Source organism: Halolactibacillus alkaliphilus (genome assembly GCF_900115465.1).
GTDB lineage: Bacteria > Bacillota > Bacilli > Bacillales > Amphibacillaceae > Halolactibacillus > Halolactibacillus alkaliphilus.
In genome coordinates, this window is record NZ_FOWN01000009.1 from 37,383 (window position 1) to 55,258 (window position 17,876).

A 17,876-nucleotide genomic window follows, 5' to 3' on the forward strand; every position below is an offset into this window, starting at 1 on the left:
TTAAAAACACGACGTTTAACACATCAAACCTTTCTCTTTACTTACTTTTGTTGTTATTCCCCAAAAGTAATGTAACCAAACAAAAAAGCAAGACCGTTAAGTCCTGCTTTTTTGTTGGTTCATCTTATTTAATCGTGAACATTAGCCCTTTTTGGATGCTTTTTCACGCTCGTTTTTATTTAAAATCTTCTTACGTAAACGAATCGATTCTGGTGTTACTTCACAGTATTCATCATCATTCAAGTATTCAATCGCTTCTTCTAATGTTAATTGACGCGTTTTACGAATGGTTGACGTCTGATCTTTATTCGCTGAACGAACGTTAGTTAGGTGTTTCTCTTTAGTAATATTTACTGTAAGATCATTATCTCGGTTATGCTCTCCAACAATCATCCCAGCATAAACTTCTGTGCCTGGATCAACAAAGATAATCCCACGATCTTCTAAGTTCATAATACCGTAAGTCGATGCTTTACCATTTTCTAAAGAAACAAGCACGCCTTGACGTCGACCACCGACTTTACCTTTAACAACCGGTTGGTAACTATCAAATGTATGATTGATAATACCATAACCACGTGTTTGAGTTAAGAACTCCGTTGAGTAACCAATTAAACCACGTGACGGTATCTTAAATTCAAGTCTTACTTGACCATTTCCTTGGTTTACCATATCGACCATTTCACCTTTACGAGAACCAAGCGATTCCATGACAGCTCCTGTATGTTCTTCTGGAACATCCACTTGAACGTGCTCAACAGGCTCACACTTCACACCATCAACGTCTTTAATAATAACTTGCGGCTTAGATAATTGTAATTCAAAACCTTCACGGCGCATGTTCTCAACGAGAATAGATAAGTGTAACTCACCACGACCTGATACAACCCAAGCGTCTGGTGAATCTGTTGGATCAACACGCAAACTAACATCTGTTTCTAACTGAAGCATAAGACGCTCTTCAATTTTACGTGACGTAATGTATTTCCCTTCACGACCAGCAAATGGACTGTTGTTTGTTACGAAGGTCATTTGTAATGTCGGCTCATCAATGTGAAGAATAGGAAGCGCCTCTAAATGGTTCGTTGGACAAACCGTTTCTCCAACGTTGATATCTTCTAAACCAGCCAAAGCAATAATGTCTCCGCTGCGTGCTTCGTTAATTTCGATACGCTTTAGTCCTAAGAAACCAAAGATTTTAGAGACACGGAAGTTTTTCGTCGAACCATCTTTTTTAATCAATGTGACTTGCTCACCAACTTTTAATGACCCACGAATCACACGACCAATACCGATACGACCTAAGTAATCATTATAATCAAGTAACGTGACTTGAAATTGTAATGGTTCTTCTGAGTTATCTACTGGCGCCGGAATATTTGTCATAATCGTTTGAAAGACTGCTTCCATAGACTCTTCTTGTGTATCCGGTGCATCACCTGAAGTTCCATTTAATGCGGATGCATAAACAACAGGAAATTCTAATTGCTCATCATCTGCACCTAGTTCGATAAACAAATCTAACACTTCATCTACGACGTGTTCTGGACGCGCATTAGGACGATCAATTTTATTTAGTACAACAACAGGTCGTAATTTTTGTTCTAAAGCTTTTTTCAACACAAAACGTGTTTGTGGCATACAGCCTTCGTAAGCATCAACGACAAGTAATACACCGTCAACCATACGTAAAATACGTTCAACTTCTCCACCAAAGTCGGCGTGACCTGGTGTATCTAAAATATTAATACGCGTATCATTGTAATTGATCGCGGTATTTTTAGCTAAAATGGTAATTCCACGTTCACGTTCGATATCATTCGAATCCATCATCCGGTCATCGGTTTGTTCATTCTCACGAAACGTGCCTGAATAACGTAACAATTGATCGACTAACGTTGTTTTTCCGTGGTCAACGTGGGCAATAATTGCTATGTTACGAATATCTTCTCTTAATTGCATCCCTAAACATCTCCTCTTTGTGTAAAAAAACCTCAACTGACAGTTTAACTGAGTAAGTATAGCATAAAAGCAACATCATCGTATAGACTTTTCACCAAAAAAACGAAAAAAAACGATGATGTTACATATTTTTTTGCGTATTCACATTTAATATTTCCATATGAGATAAATATTAACTAATTCATACATACGCATCGCAAGTGACGTTTCAGCTAAAGGGCGTTTTGCTTATCACAACACAATCGTAAACCTCGCGCCACCTAATGGCGATGTGTCTACTTTAATATAACCATGAGACCGTTCTATAATCGCACGCGAAATCGCTAAGCCTAAACCTGTCTCACCACCCTTACCCTTAATAAAGCGATCGAACAATTGTGGCATCAACACTTCATCAATGCCTTCACCATCATCATCAATCGTAATATATAATCGCCCACTTTCATGACGCGCTTCAACAAAAACATGCGTCTTCGCATGACGAATAGCATTCGTTATGATGTTCATAAGTGCACGTAACACTTTTTCTTCATCTACAACAACCGTCAAATCATCTAAGACTTGATGGTTTAAGGCAATTTGTTGATCCGTTGCTAAAGGAATTGCCCGATCAATCGCTTGTTGAATTAAATGCGAGATATAAATCGTCTCTTCATGATAAATCGTCTCATCGCTATCTAACTTCGCCAATAGAATCATCTCATTAATAATTTTTTTCAACCGGCCAATTTCTTGCGTAATGACTTCTAACCCTCGCGTTTCTTCTTCTCCGGTAAAGACGCCATCTTTAATGCCTTCCGCATATCCTTGTATTGTCATGAGAGGTGTCTTTAATTCATGGCTTGCATTTTGGAAGAATTGTTGTTGGGATTTCATGTAGCGTTCAAGCGCCCTTGCCATATCAACCATGCTTTCTTCTACTTCTTTTATTTCCCCAGTTGCTTTAATTCTCTCTAATGAATCAAATTGACGCTTTTCTACTTTCTTTAGTTGATGTTTTAATTGAGATAATGGCGTCACTAAACGCATCGTTAAATAGTGAGACAGAATCGCTATAACAATGACACCAAACATAAAGACAATCACTAATCGATTAAAAAAAACACTCTGAACTGCTTCAATATCGCCTAACGGTGTAATCAACACCAATTCTTGATTTAGCAACTCTGGGTATATAGGTAAAATAGACACAACATATTCCGTTTCACCGTCACTCCATAAAGGTTGGTCTGTTTGAGTTAAGTCATAGCGGTTAACCCACGTTTCAATGGTACGAATATTAAGTGATGATGAATAGAGCATCACTTGTTCATTTGCACGGTTATAAATAAACAAATAGACCTCTTCATCATTGATCCAATCCGAAAAGTTTCTTGGCGCTACTTCACTATAAAGAAATTGCGCTAATAGCTCACCTTTCTCTGTTAATTGATCTTTCTCATTTTGGATGAGCACATCCAACAACAGGGAATGAATCGCCACCGTAACAAATAACATCGTGGCCACTAATAATGTGGTAAATGCTACAGTTAACTGTGTCTGTAGTCTCACGTTGCCTCCTCCTGTCGTAAACGATAACCATAACCCCACACGGTCTCGAGTGGGACACCGTCCATTTTCTTCCGCAGACGCTTCACCAAGTCATCCACCGCTCGATCACTTCCAAAATAATCATCACCCCAAACAAGCGTGAGTAACTCTTCGCGTGAAAAAGCGCGGTTTTCATTTCTTACAAGGTGATAAATTAAGTCATATTCTTTAGAGGTTACGTCTACTTCATTGCCATGCCAAAAAACACGTCGCTCATTATGATTAATCACTAAACTGCCCACTTCGATTGTTGCCGCTTGAATACTTTTCGTTTCAAGCGGTTGAAGCCGCCTAAACAAGCGCTTCACGCGAGCAACAAGTTCTCGCGGACTAAAGGGTTTGGTTAAATAGTCATCACTACCAAGTTCAAGTCCAAGTATCTTATCAACTTCTTCATCCTTGGCCGAGATGATGATAATTGGCACTTCGCTTGTTTGTCTAATACGTTTACATAGCTCATATCCGTCCATTCCCGGTAACATAATGTCTAAAATCCACATGTCTGGTTGCTGTTTTTCTGCATATGCCCATGCACTTTCAGCATCCCCAACTACAGAGACCTCATAGCCCTCTTTTACTAAATAAGCTTTGACGATTTCTCGGATATTCGGGTCATCTTCTACAATAAAGATATGTTGTCGCATAGCAATTCCTCCTATCAATCATTAATTCCCCTGAAATTCTTAATATTTAACTAAATATTTTTACACTTGCTTTTATTATATCATGTTAATCGATGTATCATTTTTCTCTAGAGATTCATCTACTTCCCCTACATTTTCTCACATTTTGTTCAGTCTGTCTTTCCATACTTTTTTCATAACTTTACCGCATTCATACCTCATCTATTACCTATACTAATAAGTGTAAAGCAATTATAGTTTTTCTAATAAACGAAAGGGGATAATCAACATGGATGAATTTAAACAGTTACCTGAACAACAGAGCAACGAAAATATCATGAAAGAGACAGATCAAGAAGTAAATCACGATGAAATAAATAAAGCAGTACCACCTGTAGGAGAAGAACTTCAAAATAAAAGAGCAGCTGAGGTGAAAAAGCAAAGTGTCCTCAGTCTCTGGCTCAGTGGACTGATGGGTGGATTAACGGTAGCAGTGATTGGGTTTTTATTATTATTTAATGGGGTTATTCCGTTCCAAAACGAAACCATCCCATCAAATGATGACGCATCACCAACTGCATCATTAATCCAGACTGGCTCATCTGATGATATTTCGACAGCCTTGTTGTCGAATGTGGGCGAAGCTGTTGTTGGGGTCGCAAATATTCAAAATCAAAGTTTATGGTCTGAATCAAATGACGCAGGAACTGGTTCTGGTGTCGTCTATAAAATAGAAGGAGACCGTGCGTATATTGTGACAAATCATCACGTCATTAATAACGCAAGCAGTGTCGAAGTGATCTTATCAGACGGCGAACGCGTACAAGCGCAACTTCATGGCTCTGATGAGTTAACAGACTTAGCTGTTTTATCAATCGACAAAGAGCATGTATCAACCGTTGCAACATTCGGTTCATCAGCAGATTTAGTTGTTGGTGAAACAGCAATAGCTATCGGTAATCCGCTCGGTGAAGAGTTTGCAGGAACTGTAACAAAGGGGATTATCAGTGGGTTAAATCGTTCACTAACTGTTGATAGCAATCAAGACGGACGTGCTGATTGGACCGTCGATGTTATTCAAACAGATGCCGCTATTAACCCTGGAAACAGTGGTGGTGCATTAATCAATAGCCGTGGTGAAGTCATTGGTATTAACTCGATGAAAATAGCGTTGGCATCCGTTGAAGGCATTGGTTTTGCTATACCTATAGATGAAGCACAACCTATCATTGAACAACTTGAATCCTCAGGCGAGGTCAATCGCCCATTCATGGGTGTTAGCGCCGTCGACTTCTCAACGGTTCCAACAGAGCACGTTACACAGACATTGAAGCTTGATCCAGAACAAGTATCCAGTGGGATTGTTGTCGCAGAGGTTCACCCTAATTCTTCAGCAGCAAATGCCGGTCTACAAATGTATGATGTTATTACAGACATTGATGGCACACCTATTACTAACATGATGGACCTACGTCAATATCTGTATCGAGATGCAAGCATTGGCGAAACCGTTACGGTCACGTATTATCGGGATGGGGTGCAATCAACCGTTGAACTCACCTTACAAGGTGAATAAATGACGCACAAGTGATACACCACTTGTTTGACATAGATTTAAAACGTCGACACGCATGCTACTTATAGCTCATTTCGATACTCTTCGTGTGACGTTTTAACATTACAACATATTAAGCCACGCCATATGGCGTGGCTTAATATGTTATTACATCGATGAGTTCACTTCCTATTCTCAAGGGGCTTATTAAACGCTTCTAAGACCATATCGACATGTAAAATACCATCTTCTAAATATTCTTCACTCACTGGAATAAAACCGAATGAACGATAAAAATCAAACAAATAAACTTGCGCATGTATTTTTATATCCGTTCGTTTAAATGTTATTTTTGCCGTTTCTATTGCTTTTGTGAGTAATTGTCTTCCAAGTTTTTGTTTTCTGAAATTAGGTTGAACCAAAATCCGACCGATAGACGGTTCATTATACATCACTCCAGGTGGAATCAATCGGCAGTAGCTCGTCAACTCACCTTCTTCTTCTGTAAAAAGATGAAAGCATTGATCATCAATACCATCAACTTCTTTATAAGGACAATTTTGCTCAACGACAAACACATCCACACGTGCTTTTAATATTTGATACAATTCATCTAACGTTAAATCATGAAATGCCTTAACTTTAAACATTACTTACCTCCTCACCATATCGACATGCCAAATCTCGCAATCCAAATAAGGTTCTGATACAACCATAAAGCCAAAACTTGCATAAAAATCTGTTAAATACTGTTCGGCCTGAATTTGAATTGGCTTTGTATTATGAACGGACGCTTCTTCAACAGCAGACTTAAGCAACACACGACCTAAACCTTTTTTTCTATGTGTCGCTTTTACAATGACTCGACCGATGGTTGTCTCAGGATAAACAAGTCCCTCAGGTATAATCCGGCAATAACTCACAATTTCCCCATCTTCTTTCAAATAAACATGTTGGCTTAGTTGATCCAAATTATCAAACTCATGGTAAGCACTTGTTTGTTCAACAATGAAAACATCCGAGCGCAGCCTTGCAATCTCATACCACTCACTTGTTGTGAATTCTTGAAATTTTTTTACATAGCACACCATCGTACATCCCCCTTTTGTCATGACAGGCATCGCTTTTCTTTTCAATTTCAGCTAAAATAATCATAACAAAAATTTTACTGGAGGGGTAGTCATGAGAACCATTGGATTCATCGGAATCGGTGTGATGGGCAAAAGTATGGCCAATCATCTAATCGATGCTGGTTATGACGTACATATTTACAACCGCACAAAAAAGAAAGCAGAAGAACTTTTAGAAAAAGGTGCACATTGGCATGAAAGTGTTGCCTCTGTTAGTCAAGTAAGTGACTGTATTATGACCATGGTTGGCTATCCATCAGACGTTGAAGCTATTTACTTTGGCAAAGATGGGATCATTGAAAATGCCAAAGCAAACAGTCTACTTATTGATTTCACTACATCAAAACCATCTTTAAGTAAAAAAATAGCTGTTGAAGCAAAGAAAGTCAGTTTAAACGCCCTTGATGCTCCTGTATCTGGTGGTGATATTGGCGCGAAAAATAAAACCCTCACAATTATGGTCGGAGGAGAAAAAGACGTATTTAAAAAAGCAGAACCATTATTAACGTTACTCGGTAAAAATATTGTTTTACAAGGCCCTAGTGGGGCTGGGCAACATACAAAAATGTGTAATCAAATTACCATCGCCTCAAATATGATTGGTGTCACTGAAGCTATCCTCTACGCACAAAAGTCAGGGCTTAATCCTACACGCGTACTTGAAAGTATTTCTAAAGGAGCAGCAGGTAGCTGGTCACTTGAGAATCTTGCACCTCGCATGATTTTGGAAGATACTGCTCCTGGTTTTTATATTAAACACTTCATCAAAGATATGCAGATTGCTAAAGAAACAGCCGATGAAATGGGGCTTAAAGTCCCAGGTTTAACTTTAGCATTATCCATGTACCAACAGTTATCAGACCAAGGCCTGGATGAGTTAGGTACCCAGGCCCTCTACTTACTTTACAACGCATAAAGAAATTTGCAGGTTTTACACGTGCTAAAAACTACCTCGCGCATTTTTTCTAAGTCAACATCCGCGGCAGGTAGTTTTTAGCATACTGCCTGACTTGAAAAATGGCGCTTTACAATACTAAGTTACTATTTTTGTTGTTTCTTTGACAAATCATCATAACGACTCACAACAAAAGCAAGGTCGTGATTATTGAACTGACTCATCACATCAATCAATAAGGCTGTATCAATGTCTAACCCAGCTTCCTTTTCTACTGTTTCTTGTTTAAGCTCTTCTAGTTGTTTTGGTACCAGTTGTTCAGGATAAGCTTCTTTATATAGAGTAACTGGATCTAATTCATGGTTAGTACACCACTGGCAAAACAACAGAATCATCGTCTGTTCTTGTTCTTCGTAGTACTTAATAACCGCTTCTTCTTGAGCTTTTTTATCGTAATTTTCGATGATACTCACCTTCTTTTCTTGATTTTAGTTAACGATCCCCAACGACTCACATCCACTATAATCAGCAAGCTTTAACCCTCCCATTAAAAGAGGTCATTTACTAGAGCGCCGTTGAATGGATCACGTGGGCATGTTAAACACGCATATATTATAACGCAAAAAAGAACATATGTTCAACCAACAGATTATACTTACATGTCACCATGCAGCTACTAATTAAGTTTTAAGACTAAAAAACATCTTTTCCTTCTAAACATAGACCGGCGCATCTTTCCGATAGTTTACCACTTTAATAACTTAAAGGTTGAAAAAGTATTTCTGATTCACTATAATGATACATGCAAGAGACTAAGTTGATTTACCCCTACATCCGTATCTTGCAAATACGAAAAATAGGTGGTTGTAAAAAATGGAAAATTATCAAGTATTACTGTATTATCATTATGTTGATATTAAAGACCCCGATCAATTCGCCAAAGAACATAAACGTGTGTGTGCGGACTTCAATTTACTCGGACGTATTTTAATCTCTCATGAAGGCATTAATGGCACATGTTCAGGGACCAAAGAGGATACCGAGCGTTACATTCAGTATATGAACGAACACCCCATGTTTAAGGCGATGCCATTTAAGATTGACCCTGCGGAGGGGCATACTTTTAAAAAATTAAAAGTTAAATCACGCCCTGAGCTTGTTACATTAAGGCTCGGTGCTGAGGATATTAATCCGAACGAAATAACGGGTAATTATTTAGAACCTCAAGCATTCTATGAAGCGATGCAAGATGACAACACTGTTGTGATTGATGCCCGTAATGATTATGAATATGACCTCGGTCACTTTCGTGGCGCGGTACGTCCTGATATCCGCACCTTCCGCGAATTACCTCAATGGATTGATGAACATAAAGAGAAATTTAAAGGTAAACGGATTTTGACTTATTGTACAGGCGGCATACGTTGCGAGAAATTCTCGGGTTGGTTACTTCAAAAAGGCTTTGAGAATGTTAACCAATTACACGGTGGGATTGCTACTTACGCAAAACATCCCGAAATAAAGGGGCAATTATGGGACGGTAAGATGTATGTTTTTGATGAAAGAATAAGCGTGCCCATTAATCAAGTCGAGCATGTTGTAGTTGGACGTGACTACTTTGACGGTGAACCGTGCGAACGCTATATAAACTGTGCAAATCCAGAATGTAATAAACAAATTATTTGTTCTGTAGATAATGAACATAAACATTTAGGTGGTTGTACACATGCATGTCGTGTCCATGAACGCAATCGATATGTAGTAGAGCATGGAATAACCGAAACCGAAGTTCGTGCGCGTTTAACAGCTCTTGAAAATGAAACAACCAACAAAGCTATCTAATTCGCTACACTTTTACACAAAACAAAAAGAGCGGTATCCCTTATCAGATAAGAGATTACCGCCCTTTTTTATCTTTCATTTGCAAAATAAACCTGTCAAATGTTCTCAATGTCGCCAGTCGGATTCAAACAAACTCATAAAATATGTGTCATAATATTTACCATTCACAAAACAATGGTCTTTAAATGTTCCTTCAATTTTAAAACCGAGCTTTTCATACAACCCTCTAGCTTTTTCATTAATTCCTCTCGTGGTAAGAAAAACTTTATTTAGACGCAAATGATCAAACGCATAAGACAGCATTTGAAGCATTGCCGCTTCTCCATGACCCTGCCCTTGATGATGACGATCTAACATAAGGCCAATTTCCGCACGACCATGACTTTGATTAATTGATGTTAAATGAATCCAACCGAGCTTTTCGTGTTGCCGTGATTCAATCACATATATGTTCGCTTTTGTTTGTTCCATTTGTTCAACCATTTCTTCAATATCGGTTAAACTTTTCGGTGTATGACCAATCATCATTAGCGTGCTTGGGTCGTTATACCATTGCTTTACATCTGGCAAATCCTCATATTCTAGTGGACGCAAGATTACTTGTACAGCCATTTTCTTCACCTCAGTTATTTTTTTATCGATCACTTAATCACATACTATCATTATAGTATTAGCCCTTTTCTATTGATCGTAAACCTCCACACGCCGTTTGTAAAAAGAGCTGATGAGCTTGCGTAGTTTTATTGATTAACATTGGAGAAATAAGGGTATATACGAGGTACAGGTCTTATCATTCAAAAAGCTCCCACTTCTAACACTTAATTTAAAGCGGGACGTGCGAAGAAGTCTAATATAACTATGGAGGGAAAAAGCATGAGTATTTATCAATTTAACGCACAAACGATTGATCATAAAGAAAAATCGCTGGAAGATTATAAAGGGAAGGTTGTTTTGATTGTCAATACCGCGACTAAATGCGGATTGAAAAATCAATTTAACAGTTTAGAAACGCTTTATCAGAATTATAAAGACGAAGGGTTCGTCGTGTTAGGTTTCCCGAGCAATCAATTTTTAAATCAAGAGCCTGGAACAGATGAAGAAGTGAGTCAAGCATGTCAGTTGAACTTTGGTGTCACTTTCCCACTCTTTAGTAAAGTAAATGTTAACGGGAAAAATGCCCATCCTTTATTTAGGTATTTAACAATAGAACAGTCAAGCCTTTTAGGTGGTACAATCAAATGGAACTTCACTAAATTTCTGATTGATCGTGAAGGTCATCTCGTGAGTCGGTTTGCGCCAAAAACGAAACCAGAGACTTTTGAAAAAGATATTGTGAAGTTATTATAATGAACTTCCCCCACCAAACATTCTAACAAATGTTCGGATAAGGTGTTTTCTGGATCTTAAATGATAAAACAACCGTAATAAGCCTTAAACGCGTCTCCAGCATACCTTTCTTGCTTGGAGACTTTCATTCATTTGGAACAGGTGCACGTTAAAAAGAGCAGGTGTTATTGTCGTTGCTCTGTTGTAGCCGAATAGATGCGTTGGCCTGTATTTTTAAATTGGGGTAGCCCTTCGCATATACCTAATGAAATTGGGACAATATGCACTTTTTTTACTTTTTTTCTTATTTCTGTTGACGGATAGATTCGATAAGACTATACTTTGATTATTGATTAAATAAACGAAAAGGAGGTCACAATCATGAAAACACTTATTACTCATCCCGTAAGCATGACACAAGTAAACTGTTTCGACGTGGCCTCCGTTGATAGGATGTTTATCTAAATTATTCGGCCGATCTATACCTATCGCTTTACAGCGTTTAAGTAGGATTATCCTATGTATTTATTTAGCACATCTTTATACCGAAAAGGTCACGAACATATTCGTGACCTTTTTTGCATCCACTCATCGCTTTTAGATGGTTGTTTAGCACAGACGTCTCGGATGTCTGTGCTTTTTTTCATTTAGTCAATGATTAACGTAAAGGAGGAAAAAAGATGTTAGTAATACGACCAGTTAAAAGTGACGACCAAGGAGAAGGCTTTGGTTAGTCATTTGATTTTCTGTTAGAAAAGGAGTGAGAAAAATGTTTCAAGTTTTTAAAAAGTTAGCTTGGTTTTTTAAAGACCAATGGTTACGTTACCTCGTAGCCATACTGGCGCTCATGTTCGCCAGTTTCCTTGACCTTATTCCACCAAGGCTCATCGGGAATGCCATTGATGCGATTCAGTTCAACGAACTGACAAGGACCGCATTATCTCAGACGCTACTTATCTATGGTGGTTTAATTGTCTTAACGTATGCGATTATGTTTTTGTGGGACTATACATTATTTAGTGGCGCTTTATTACTTGAACGGCAGATTCGTTCAAAACTCATGCGACACTTTCTCATGATGAGCCCGCGGTTCTATAGTAAAAACCGAACAGGTGACTTAATGGCTCGAGCCACCAACGATTTAAAAGCCATTATGATGACATCAGGCTTTGGTATTTTAACACTCGTCGATTCAACAGTATACATGTCCTTTATTATTTTAATGATGGGCTTTACCGTTAATTGGACATTAACGTTTATGGCACTTATTCCTATGCCGATTATGGCTCTCATCGTTTATAAGTATGGCGGAATAATTCATCTGCGCTTTACCGACGCGCAAGAAGCTTTTAGCGATTTAAATAACTATACGCTGGAATCTATCCGTGGGGTAAGTGTAACTAGAGCCTTTGTCCAAGAAGCATACGACTTACAACGCTTTAAAGAAAAAACCCATGATGTATTTAATAAAAACAAAGCGGTCGCACAGATGGAAGCCCTCTTTGAACCGACAATGAAAATCCTTGTCGGTATTTCCTACACGATTGGTTTAGGTTATGGTGCCATCATGGTGATAGATAATCGCATCTCAATCGGTGACCTTGTTTCATTTAATGTGTACTTGGGGATGATTATCTGGCCGATGTTTGCGATTGGTGAATTAATCAATGTGATGCAGCGCGGAAATGCCTCTCTCGACCGGGTGAATCATGTTTTAAAACAAGTGTCGGACGTACAAGAACCCTTAGCACCCGTGGAAGTGAAGATGCCTCTTACGATACAATTTAACGATGTGACATTTCGCTATCCCGGTCTAAAAGAGCCGCAACTCATAAATATTAACTTAACTATTCAACAAGGCGAAACCATTGGGATTGTGGGTAAAACAGGTGCTGGAAAAACAACGTTATTTAAACAGCTACTCAGACAATACCCTGCACCTGAAGGAAACTTGCTTATTAATGGTGTATCAATTGAGCAACTATCACTCGATAGGACGCGTCAATGGATTGGCTATGTGCCGCAACAACATATTCTTTTTTCTAAAACTGTACGTGAGAATCTCTTATTCGGTGCTGGAAAAACATCTGACGACGTCATTCATCAGATGTTGATATCTACGTCATTAAAGTCGGATATCGATGCGCTTTCTAACGGCCTTGATACTCTAGTTGGCGAGAGTGGTGTGACGTTATCTGGCGGTCAAAAACAACGACTATCCTTAGCACGCGCACTGTTAATGGATCCAGAGATTTTGATTTTAGATGACGCTTTATCAGCGGTTGACGGTAAAACCGAAGCGACCATCATTGAGCATTTAAAAGAACAACGCCAACAGAAAACCACCCTGATTGCTGCTCACCGTCTATCAGCCGTCATGCATGCTGACCAGATTATTGTTCTGACGGATGGAAGAATTACTGAACAAGGAACACACGAGACCTTGATGCAAGAAAATGGTTGGTACAAAGAACAATTTATGATTCAGCAAATGACCGAGGAGGTGGCAACTGAATGAAAGCCTCTGTAGAAAAGCGCTTATTACGCTATCTCTTTATTAATAAACAAACAATCACGTTTGCCTTCATTGCACTTATAATTGCGGTTGCCTTAGAATTAACCGGACCATTTATCGCCAAACAAGTGATTGACCGCCATATTGTTGGTGTTCAAACCGAATGGGTCGAAGTCACTGACAACAATGATCATCACACCATTGAGCTAAATGGTCGTTTCTTAAAACGATACGATCGGTTAGATGATAATGATACCGTAAAAGAAACAGTTACTTTCGTACAAGTTCAGCGCGACTATTATCTGGCAGAAGGAACTATTCCTAAGGGAGAAACACTGCGTATATCAGATGATGGTTCATTGATTGTCTTAAATGATGTCACCTTTCGGGCAGAAAAACTTTCAGCTGCAGCGGCGGCAAGCTTTTTCGCACCAGAAGTGCGACCTATCCTGTCCTGGTTGGCCCTTTATCTTGGACTCATCTTCATTGCGTCTATCTTTCAATATGCGAAAACGTATTTACTGCAAGTTCATGCCAATCATATTATTGAAACGATGCGCAATGATGTCTTTGCCACGGTTGAGCGTTTACCGATGCGTTATTTTGTGAACATGCCCGCAGGTAAGATTCTGGCACGCGTGACGAATGATACCGAGGCCATTAAAGAATTGTACGTCCGTGTACTTGAAACATTTGTGAACGGGTTTATTTATATGACTGGTATTATTATTGCCCTTTATTTATTAAATCCAACGTTAGCTACCATTAGTCTTTTATTACTACCACTGTTATTACTTTTCATGCGGTTTTATAAAACTTATGCCGGTAAATACAATACCGTCATTCGATCCGTGAATAGCGATATTAATGCTTCGATAAATGAATCTATCCAAACGATGCCGATTATTCAAGCATTTAGACGAACGAATGACCGAGCCGATGAGTTTGAACAGTTAAACGACAAGCATTACCGCTACCAAAAGAAAATGGTCGCCTTATCTGCCCTTACATCATACAACTTAGTTAACGTTTTACGCGGGGTAGCATTTCTTAGCTTTATCTGGTTCTTCGGTAACCAGTCTCTTAGTGGTACAACGGTCATTTCAACCGGTTTACTTTATGCTTTTGTTGATTATTTAACACGGTTATTTGAACCTATGACACAAATGGTAAATCAATTGCCTCAACTTGAGCAAGCGCGTGTGTCAGCTGCTCGTGTCTTTGATTTGTTAGATGAAGAGACCGAAGAAATTGAAGAGGACGATTTGCCAAGAATAAAAGGTGATGTACGTTTTGACCATGTGACCTTTAGTTATGAAAAAGGCGAGACGGTTTTAAACGATTTATCTTTCCATGTTTCGCCTGGCGAAACCGCAGCCTTCGTTGGCCATACTGGTTCTGGTAAGAGTTCCATCATGAATTTACTCTTTCGTTTCTACGACCCTGATAAAGGAAGCGTACTGTTAGATGCTATCGATACAAAGACGCTGACACGCCAGCAAACACGCGCGCATATGGCCATTGTTTTACAAGATCCGTTTATATTTACTGGGACGGTTATTTCTAACGTGACATTAAATGATCCACGTATTAGTAGAGACAAAGCCATTGAAGCACTTAAGGCTGTAGGCGCTGATCGTTTTATTGAAAAGCTACCAAGAAAATACGACGAGCCAGTAGGAGAAAACGGGAATGAATTTTCAACTGGACAGCGTCAACTCTTATCATTTGCTAGGGCATTAGCTTTTGATCCAGCCATCCTTATCCTTGATGAGGCAACGGCTAATATTGATTCTGAAACAGAAGGCATGATTCAAGAAGCGATGAATGTCCTAAGCACAGGACGTACGATGCTTGTCATCGCCCACAGGTTATCCACGATTCAACATGCCCATCAGATTATCGTATTAAACAAAGGTAATATTATTGAAAAAGGGACTCATGCCTCACTGTTAAGTAAAAAAGGCAGCTACTATCAGATGTATAAAATGCAACAATCTGGTATGCAAACATCATTTGATTAAAAAACCCTCGTCATCTAAGGTGGTGTTCTCACCTTAAGATGACGAGGGTTTTATGCCGTCATTAAATTAAAATTCTTTCACCAAGTTAGCCATTTCAATTGCAGATGCCGCGGCATCTGCACCCTTATTACCCGCTTTTGTCCCCGCACGTTCAATCGCTTGTTCAATTGTTTCTGTCGTTAACACACCAAAAATCGTTGGCACGTCAGTGGTCATTGTTACATGAGACACACCTTTTGCTACTTCATTACACACATAGTCAAAATGCGGTGTAGACCCACGAATAACTGTTCCAAGTGTAATTACTGCATCATATTTTTTAGATGCTGCCATTTTTTTGGCGATAAGTGGGATTTCAAATGCTCCTGGTACCCAAGCCACTGTGATATCTTCATCTTTTACCCCATGGCGCTTTAAGGTATCTTCTGCACCACTTAAAAGCTTACTTGTAATGAATTCATTAAATCGCCCAACAACTATACCTATTCTTAAATCCGTTCCTACCAATGTACTTTCTACTGTATTAACCATTATTTTTTCCTCCTGTAAGTTAACTTATTTATCCAATAATAGATGACCTAATTTTTCTGTTTTAGTTTCTAGATACTTTTGATTATTTTCATTTGGTTTAATCTGAATCGGTTCTCGATCAGCAATATCGATCCCATATCGCGATAACCCTTCAATTTTACGCGGGTTATTTGTCATTAATGTAATTTTATCCATCCCTATATCTTTTAAGATTTGAGCAGCAATCGAATAATCACGCAAATCAGCCCCAAACCCTAACTGATGGTTAGCCTCCACTGTATCAAAGCCTTTTTCTTGAAGTTCATATGCTTTTAATTTATTAATTAAACCAATACCTCGCCCTTCTTGACGCATGTATATCACAGCACCTACACCACGGGCTTCAATTTCTTCTATTGCACGCTCTAGTTGAGGACCGCAATCACAGCGCTTTGACCCAAATACATCACCCGTTAAACATTCTGAATGCACACGGACGAGTGGTGCATCTTCTGTTGATACATCTCCTTTAATTAACGCCACATGTTCTTTCCCAGTTACTTTTTCAACATAACCAACCATGCTGAAATCTCCAAGAGCTATTGGTAACTTAATAGTGGCTTCCCGACTTACTAAATGGTCATGATTTTTTCGGTATTCTACCAATTGTTCAATCGTTATCATGACAAGTGCTTCCGCCTCAGCAAAAGCTTTTAATTCTTCCGTTCGCATCATTTCGCCATCTTCTCGCATGATTTCGCAAATAACACCTACAGGTTTTGCACCAGCAAGCTTAGCTAAGTCAATCGCTGCTTCTGTATGACCAGGACGTTTAACAACACCTGCCGGGTCCGCAATCAGAGGAAACACATGGCCTGGGCGCTTATAATCACCAGGTGCGATTTCATCTTCTAATAAAGAAAGGATCGTTTTTGAACGCTCAAACGCACTAATGCCCGTATGCGTATCAATATGATCAATACTAATAGAAAAATTTGTGCCATGGTCATCAGTATTACGCGCAACCATCTCCGTTAAAAGCAAGCGTTCCGCTAGTGCCTTTTCAATGGGCGTACAAATTAAGCCCTTACCCTTTGTTGCCATATAATTTATAACTTCTGGCGTTGCTTTCTCACCCAAAGCAATAAAGTCACCCTCATTTTCTCTGTGTTCATCATCAATAACAATGATAACTTCACCGCGTTTTAATGCATCAATCGCTTGTTCAATCGTATGCATAATTATCCCCCCTTTAGTAAAACCCTAAATCTTTTAATTTATCTTCGGTTATTTCTGACGCATTTTTTTTAGTGGCTTGATGCGTTAACAAACGTTCCATATACTTCATAAGGACATCATATTCTATATTTACAGTGTCACCGGCTTCTTTGCCACCAAGAATCGTTGCTTCTTGTGTTTCTGGAATCAGTGACAACGTAAAACTATTATTCTCGACGTGAAAGACTGTAAGCGAGGTACCATCCACAGTAACTGAGCCCTTTTCAGCCAGGTATTTCGATTTATCACTAGGCACCGTAATTTTCACATATTTGGCGATGGTATCTCGCCAGGTTTTTTCAATTGTAGCAACGTGGTCTACATGACCGGAAACAAAATGGCCACCAAAACGGCCGTCCGCGTGCATCGCTCGTTCTAAATTCACTTTACTACCTGTTGATAAAGTCTTTAAATTTGTTGCTTCATATGTTTCCGGCATCACATCAACTGAAAATTGTTCTGATGTGAACTGCGTGACAGTTAAACATACCCCATTCACACTAATCGAATCACCAATATGAACATCAGTCAGTATTTTTTTTGCTGCGACTGTTAAAATAAGACTCCGCCCATTACGCGTGAGTGACTGTAAAGTGCCTTTTTCTTCTACAATACCGGTAAACATC

The 17,876-nt window shown here is 39.0% G+C and carries 16 protein-coding genes; 6 read left to right on the plus strand and 10 right to left on the minus strand.

Translation table 11 applies throughout. The annotated features are described in order from the left end of the window. Nucleotides 1–141: 141 nt before the first annotated feature. The 3 genes from typA to BM163_RS05675 all read right to left on the minus strand — a co-directional run bounded on the left by typA (nt 142) and on the right by BM163_RS05675 (nt 4,196). Complete coding sequence (gene typA / locus BM163_RS05665) at nt 142–1,962, minus strand: translational GTPase TypA (protein ID WP_089801063.1); 1,821 nt, start codon at nt 1,960–1,962, stop codon at nt 142–144. Nucleotides 1,963–2,193: 231 nt separating this feature from the next. Then, nucleotides 2,194–3,513, minus strand: a complete 1,320-nt coding sequence (locus tag BM163_RS05670; protein WP_089801065.1) for a sensor histidine kinase — start codon at nt 3,511–3,513, stop codon at nt 2,194–2,196. Beyond that, on the minus strand, nt 3,510–4,196 hold the full coding sequence (locus BM163_RS05675) for a response regulator transcription factor (protein ID WP_089801068.1): 687 nt from the start codon (nt 4,194–4,196) through the stop codon (nt 3,510–3,512). The genes BM163_RS05670 and BM163_RS05675 overlap by 4 nt, the downstream gene beginning before the upstream one ends. A gap of 268 nt (nt 4,197–4,464) precedes the next feature. On the opposite strand from BM163_RS05675, the gene BM163_RS05680 reads away from it, so the two are divergent. Then, entirely contained in the window at nt 4,465–5,751 is a 1,287-nt protein-coding gene (locus tag BM163_RS05680; RefSeq protein WP_229675515.1) for a S1C family serine protease, read from the plus strand. Between the two features lie 161 nt (nt 5,752–5,912). Here the strand turns inward: BM163_RS05680 and BM163_RS05685 are convergent, their stop codons facing one another. Both BM163_RS05685 and BM163_RS05690 read right to left on the minus strand, forming a co-directional pair. Then, nucleotides 5,913–6,380: a GNAT family N-acetyltransferase gene (locus BM163_RS05685; RefSeq protein ID WP_089801070.1), complete on the minus strand. Its 468-nt coding sequence runs from the start codon at nt 6,378–6,380 to the stop codon at nt 5,913–5,915. Nucleotides 6,381–6,383: 3 nt separating this feature from the next. Next, nucleotides 6,384–6,821, minus strand: a complete 438-nt coding sequence (locus BM163_RS05690; RefSeq protein WP_089801072.1) for a GNAT family N-acetyltransferase — start codon at nt 6,819–6,821, stop codon at nt 6,384–6,386. Between the two features lie 91 nt (nt 6,822–6,912). Between BM163_RS05690 and BM163_RS05695 the strand changes: the two genes are divergently transcribed. Beyond that, entirely contained in the window at nt 6,913–7,776 is an 864-nt protein-coding gene (locus BM163_RS05695; RefSeq protein ID WP_089801074.1) for an NAD(P)-dependent oxidoreductase, read from the plus strand. 125 nt (nt 7,777–7,901) lie between these two features. On the opposite strand, the gene yxiS is transcribed toward BM163_RS05695, so the two are convergent. Then, nucleotides 7,902–8,228, minus strand: a complete 327-nt coding sequence (gene yxiS, locus BM163_RS05700; protein ID WP_229675514.1) for a protein YxiS — start codon at nt 8,226–8,228, stop codon at nt 7,902–7,904. 400 nt (nt 8,229–8,628) lie between these two features. Between yxiS and trhO the strand changes: the two genes are divergently transcribed. Continuing rightward, nucleotides 8,629–9,597, plus strand: a complete 969-nt coding sequence (gene trhO / locus BM163_RS05705; protein ID WP_089801077.1) for an oxygen-dependent tRNA uridine(34) hydroxylase TrhO — start codon at nt 8,629–8,631, stop codon at nt 9,595–9,597. Between the two features lie 105 nt (nt 9,598–9,702). Here trhO and BM163_RS05710 read toward each other — a convergent pair whose 3' ends face one another. Beyond that, complete coding sequence (locus tag BM163_RS05710; protein WP_177200252.1) at nt 9,703–10,242, minus strand: GNAT family N-acetyltransferase; 540 nt, start codon at nt 10,240–10,242, stop codon at nt 9,703–9,705. 228 nt (nt 10,243–10,470) lie between these two features. Between BM163_RS05710 and BM163_RS05715 the strand changes: the two genes are divergently transcribed. The 3 genes from BM163_RS05715 to BM163_RS05725 all read left to right on the plus strand — a co-directional run bounded on the left by BM163_RS05715 (nt 10,471) and on the right by BM163_RS05725 (nt 15,462). Beyond that, the gene (locus tag BM163_RS05715) at nt 10,471–10,944 is read left to right on the plus strand and encodes a glutathione peroxidase (protein ID WP_089801081.1); all 474 of its coding nucleotides are present in this window, start codon (nt 10,471–10,473) and stop codon (nt 10,942–10,944) included. 748 nt (nt 10,945–11,692) lie between these two features. Next, a complete protein-coding gene (locus BM163_RS05720) occupies nt 11,693–13,441 on the plus strand; it encodes an ABC transporter ATP-binding protein (RefSeq protein ID WP_089801083.1) in 1,749 nt (582 codons plus the stop codon). Next, entirely contained in the window at nt 13,438–15,462 is a 2,025-nt protein-coding gene (locus BM163_RS05725; protein ID WP_089801085.1) for an ABC transporter ATP-binding protein, read from the plus strand. The genes BM163_RS05720 and BM163_RS05725 overlap by 4 nt, the downstream gene beginning before the upstream one ends. Before the next feature lie 66 nt (nt 15,463–15,528). Here BM163_RS05725 and ribH read toward each other — a convergent pair whose 3' ends face one another. The 3 genes from ribH to ribE are packed head-to-tail and all read right to left on the minus strand — an operon-like array spanning nt 15,529 to nt 17,875. Next, the gene (gene ribH, locus BM163_RS05730; RefSeq protein ID WP_089801087.1) at nt 15,529–15,993 is read right to left on the minus strand and encodes a 6,7-dimethyl-8-ribityllumazine synthase; all 465 of its coding nucleotides are present in this window, start codon (nt 15,991–15,993) and stop codon (nt 15,529–15,531) included. 24 nt (nt 15,994–16,017) lie between these two features. Continuing rightward, on the minus strand, nt 16,018–17,214 hold the full coding sequence (locus BM163_RS05735; protein WP_089801089.1) for a bifunctional 3,4-dihydroxy-2-butanone-4-phosphate synthase/GTP cyclohydrolase II: 1,197 nt from the start codon (nt 17,212–17,214) through the stop codon (nt 16,018–16,020). A 10-nt stretch (nt 17,215–17,224) separates the two neighbouring features. Continuing rightward, complete coding sequence (gene ribE / locus BM163_RS05740; protein ID WP_089801091.1) at nt 17,225–17,875, minus strand: riboflavin synthase; 651 nt, start codon at nt 17,873–17,875, stop codon at nt 17,225–17,227. Nucleotide 17,876: the final 1 nt, after the last annotated feature.

Bases quoted from the DNA above. Each gene is read 5' to 3' on its own strand.
- typA (WP_089801063.1), bottom strand. From the start codon at position 1,962: ATGCAATTAAGAGAAGATATTCGTAACATAGCAATTATTGCCCACGTT.
- BM163_RS05675 (WP_089801068.1), bottom strand. From the start codon at position 4,196: ATGCGACAACATATCTTTATTGTAGAAGATGACCCGAATATCCGAGAA.
- BM163_RS05680 (WP_229675515.1), top strand. From the start codon at position 4,465: ATGGATGAATTTAAACAGTTACCTGAACAACAGAGCAACGAAAATATC.
- BM163_RS05685 (WP_089801070.1), bottom strand. From the start codon at position 6,380: ATGTTTAAAGTTAAGGCATTTCATGATTTAACGTTAGATGAATTGTAT.
- BM163_RS05690 (WP_089801072.1), bottom strand. From the start codon at position 6,821: ATGGTGTGCTATGTAAAAAAATTTCAAGAATTCACAACAAGTGAGTGG.
- BM163_RS05695 (WP_089801074.1), top strand. From the start codon at position 6,913: ATGAGAACCATTGGATTCATCGGAATCGGTGTGATGGGCAAAAGTATG.
- trhO (WP_089801077.1), top strand. From the start codon at position 8,629: ATGGAAAATTATCAAGTATTACTGTATTATCATTATGTTGATATTAAA.
- BM163_RS05715 (WP_089801081.1), top strand. From the start codon at position 10,471: ATGAGTATTTATCAATTTAACGCACAAACGATTGATCATAAAGAAAAA.
- BM163_RS05720 (WP_089801083.1), top strand. From the start codon at position 11,693: ATGTTTCAAGTTTTTAAAAAGTTAGCTTGGTTTTTTAAAGACCAATGG.
- BM163_RS05725 (WP_089801085.1), top strand. From the start codon at position 13,438: ATGAAAGCCTCTGTAGAAAAGCGCTTATTACGCTATCTCTTTATTAAT.
- ribH (WP_089801087.1), bottom strand. From the start codon at position 15,993: ATGGTTAATACAGTAGAAAGTACATTGGTAGGAACGGATTTAAGAATA.
- ribE (WP_089801091.1), bottom strand. From the start codon at position 17,875: ATGTTTACCGGTATTGTAGAAGAAAAAGGCACTTTACAGTCACTCACG.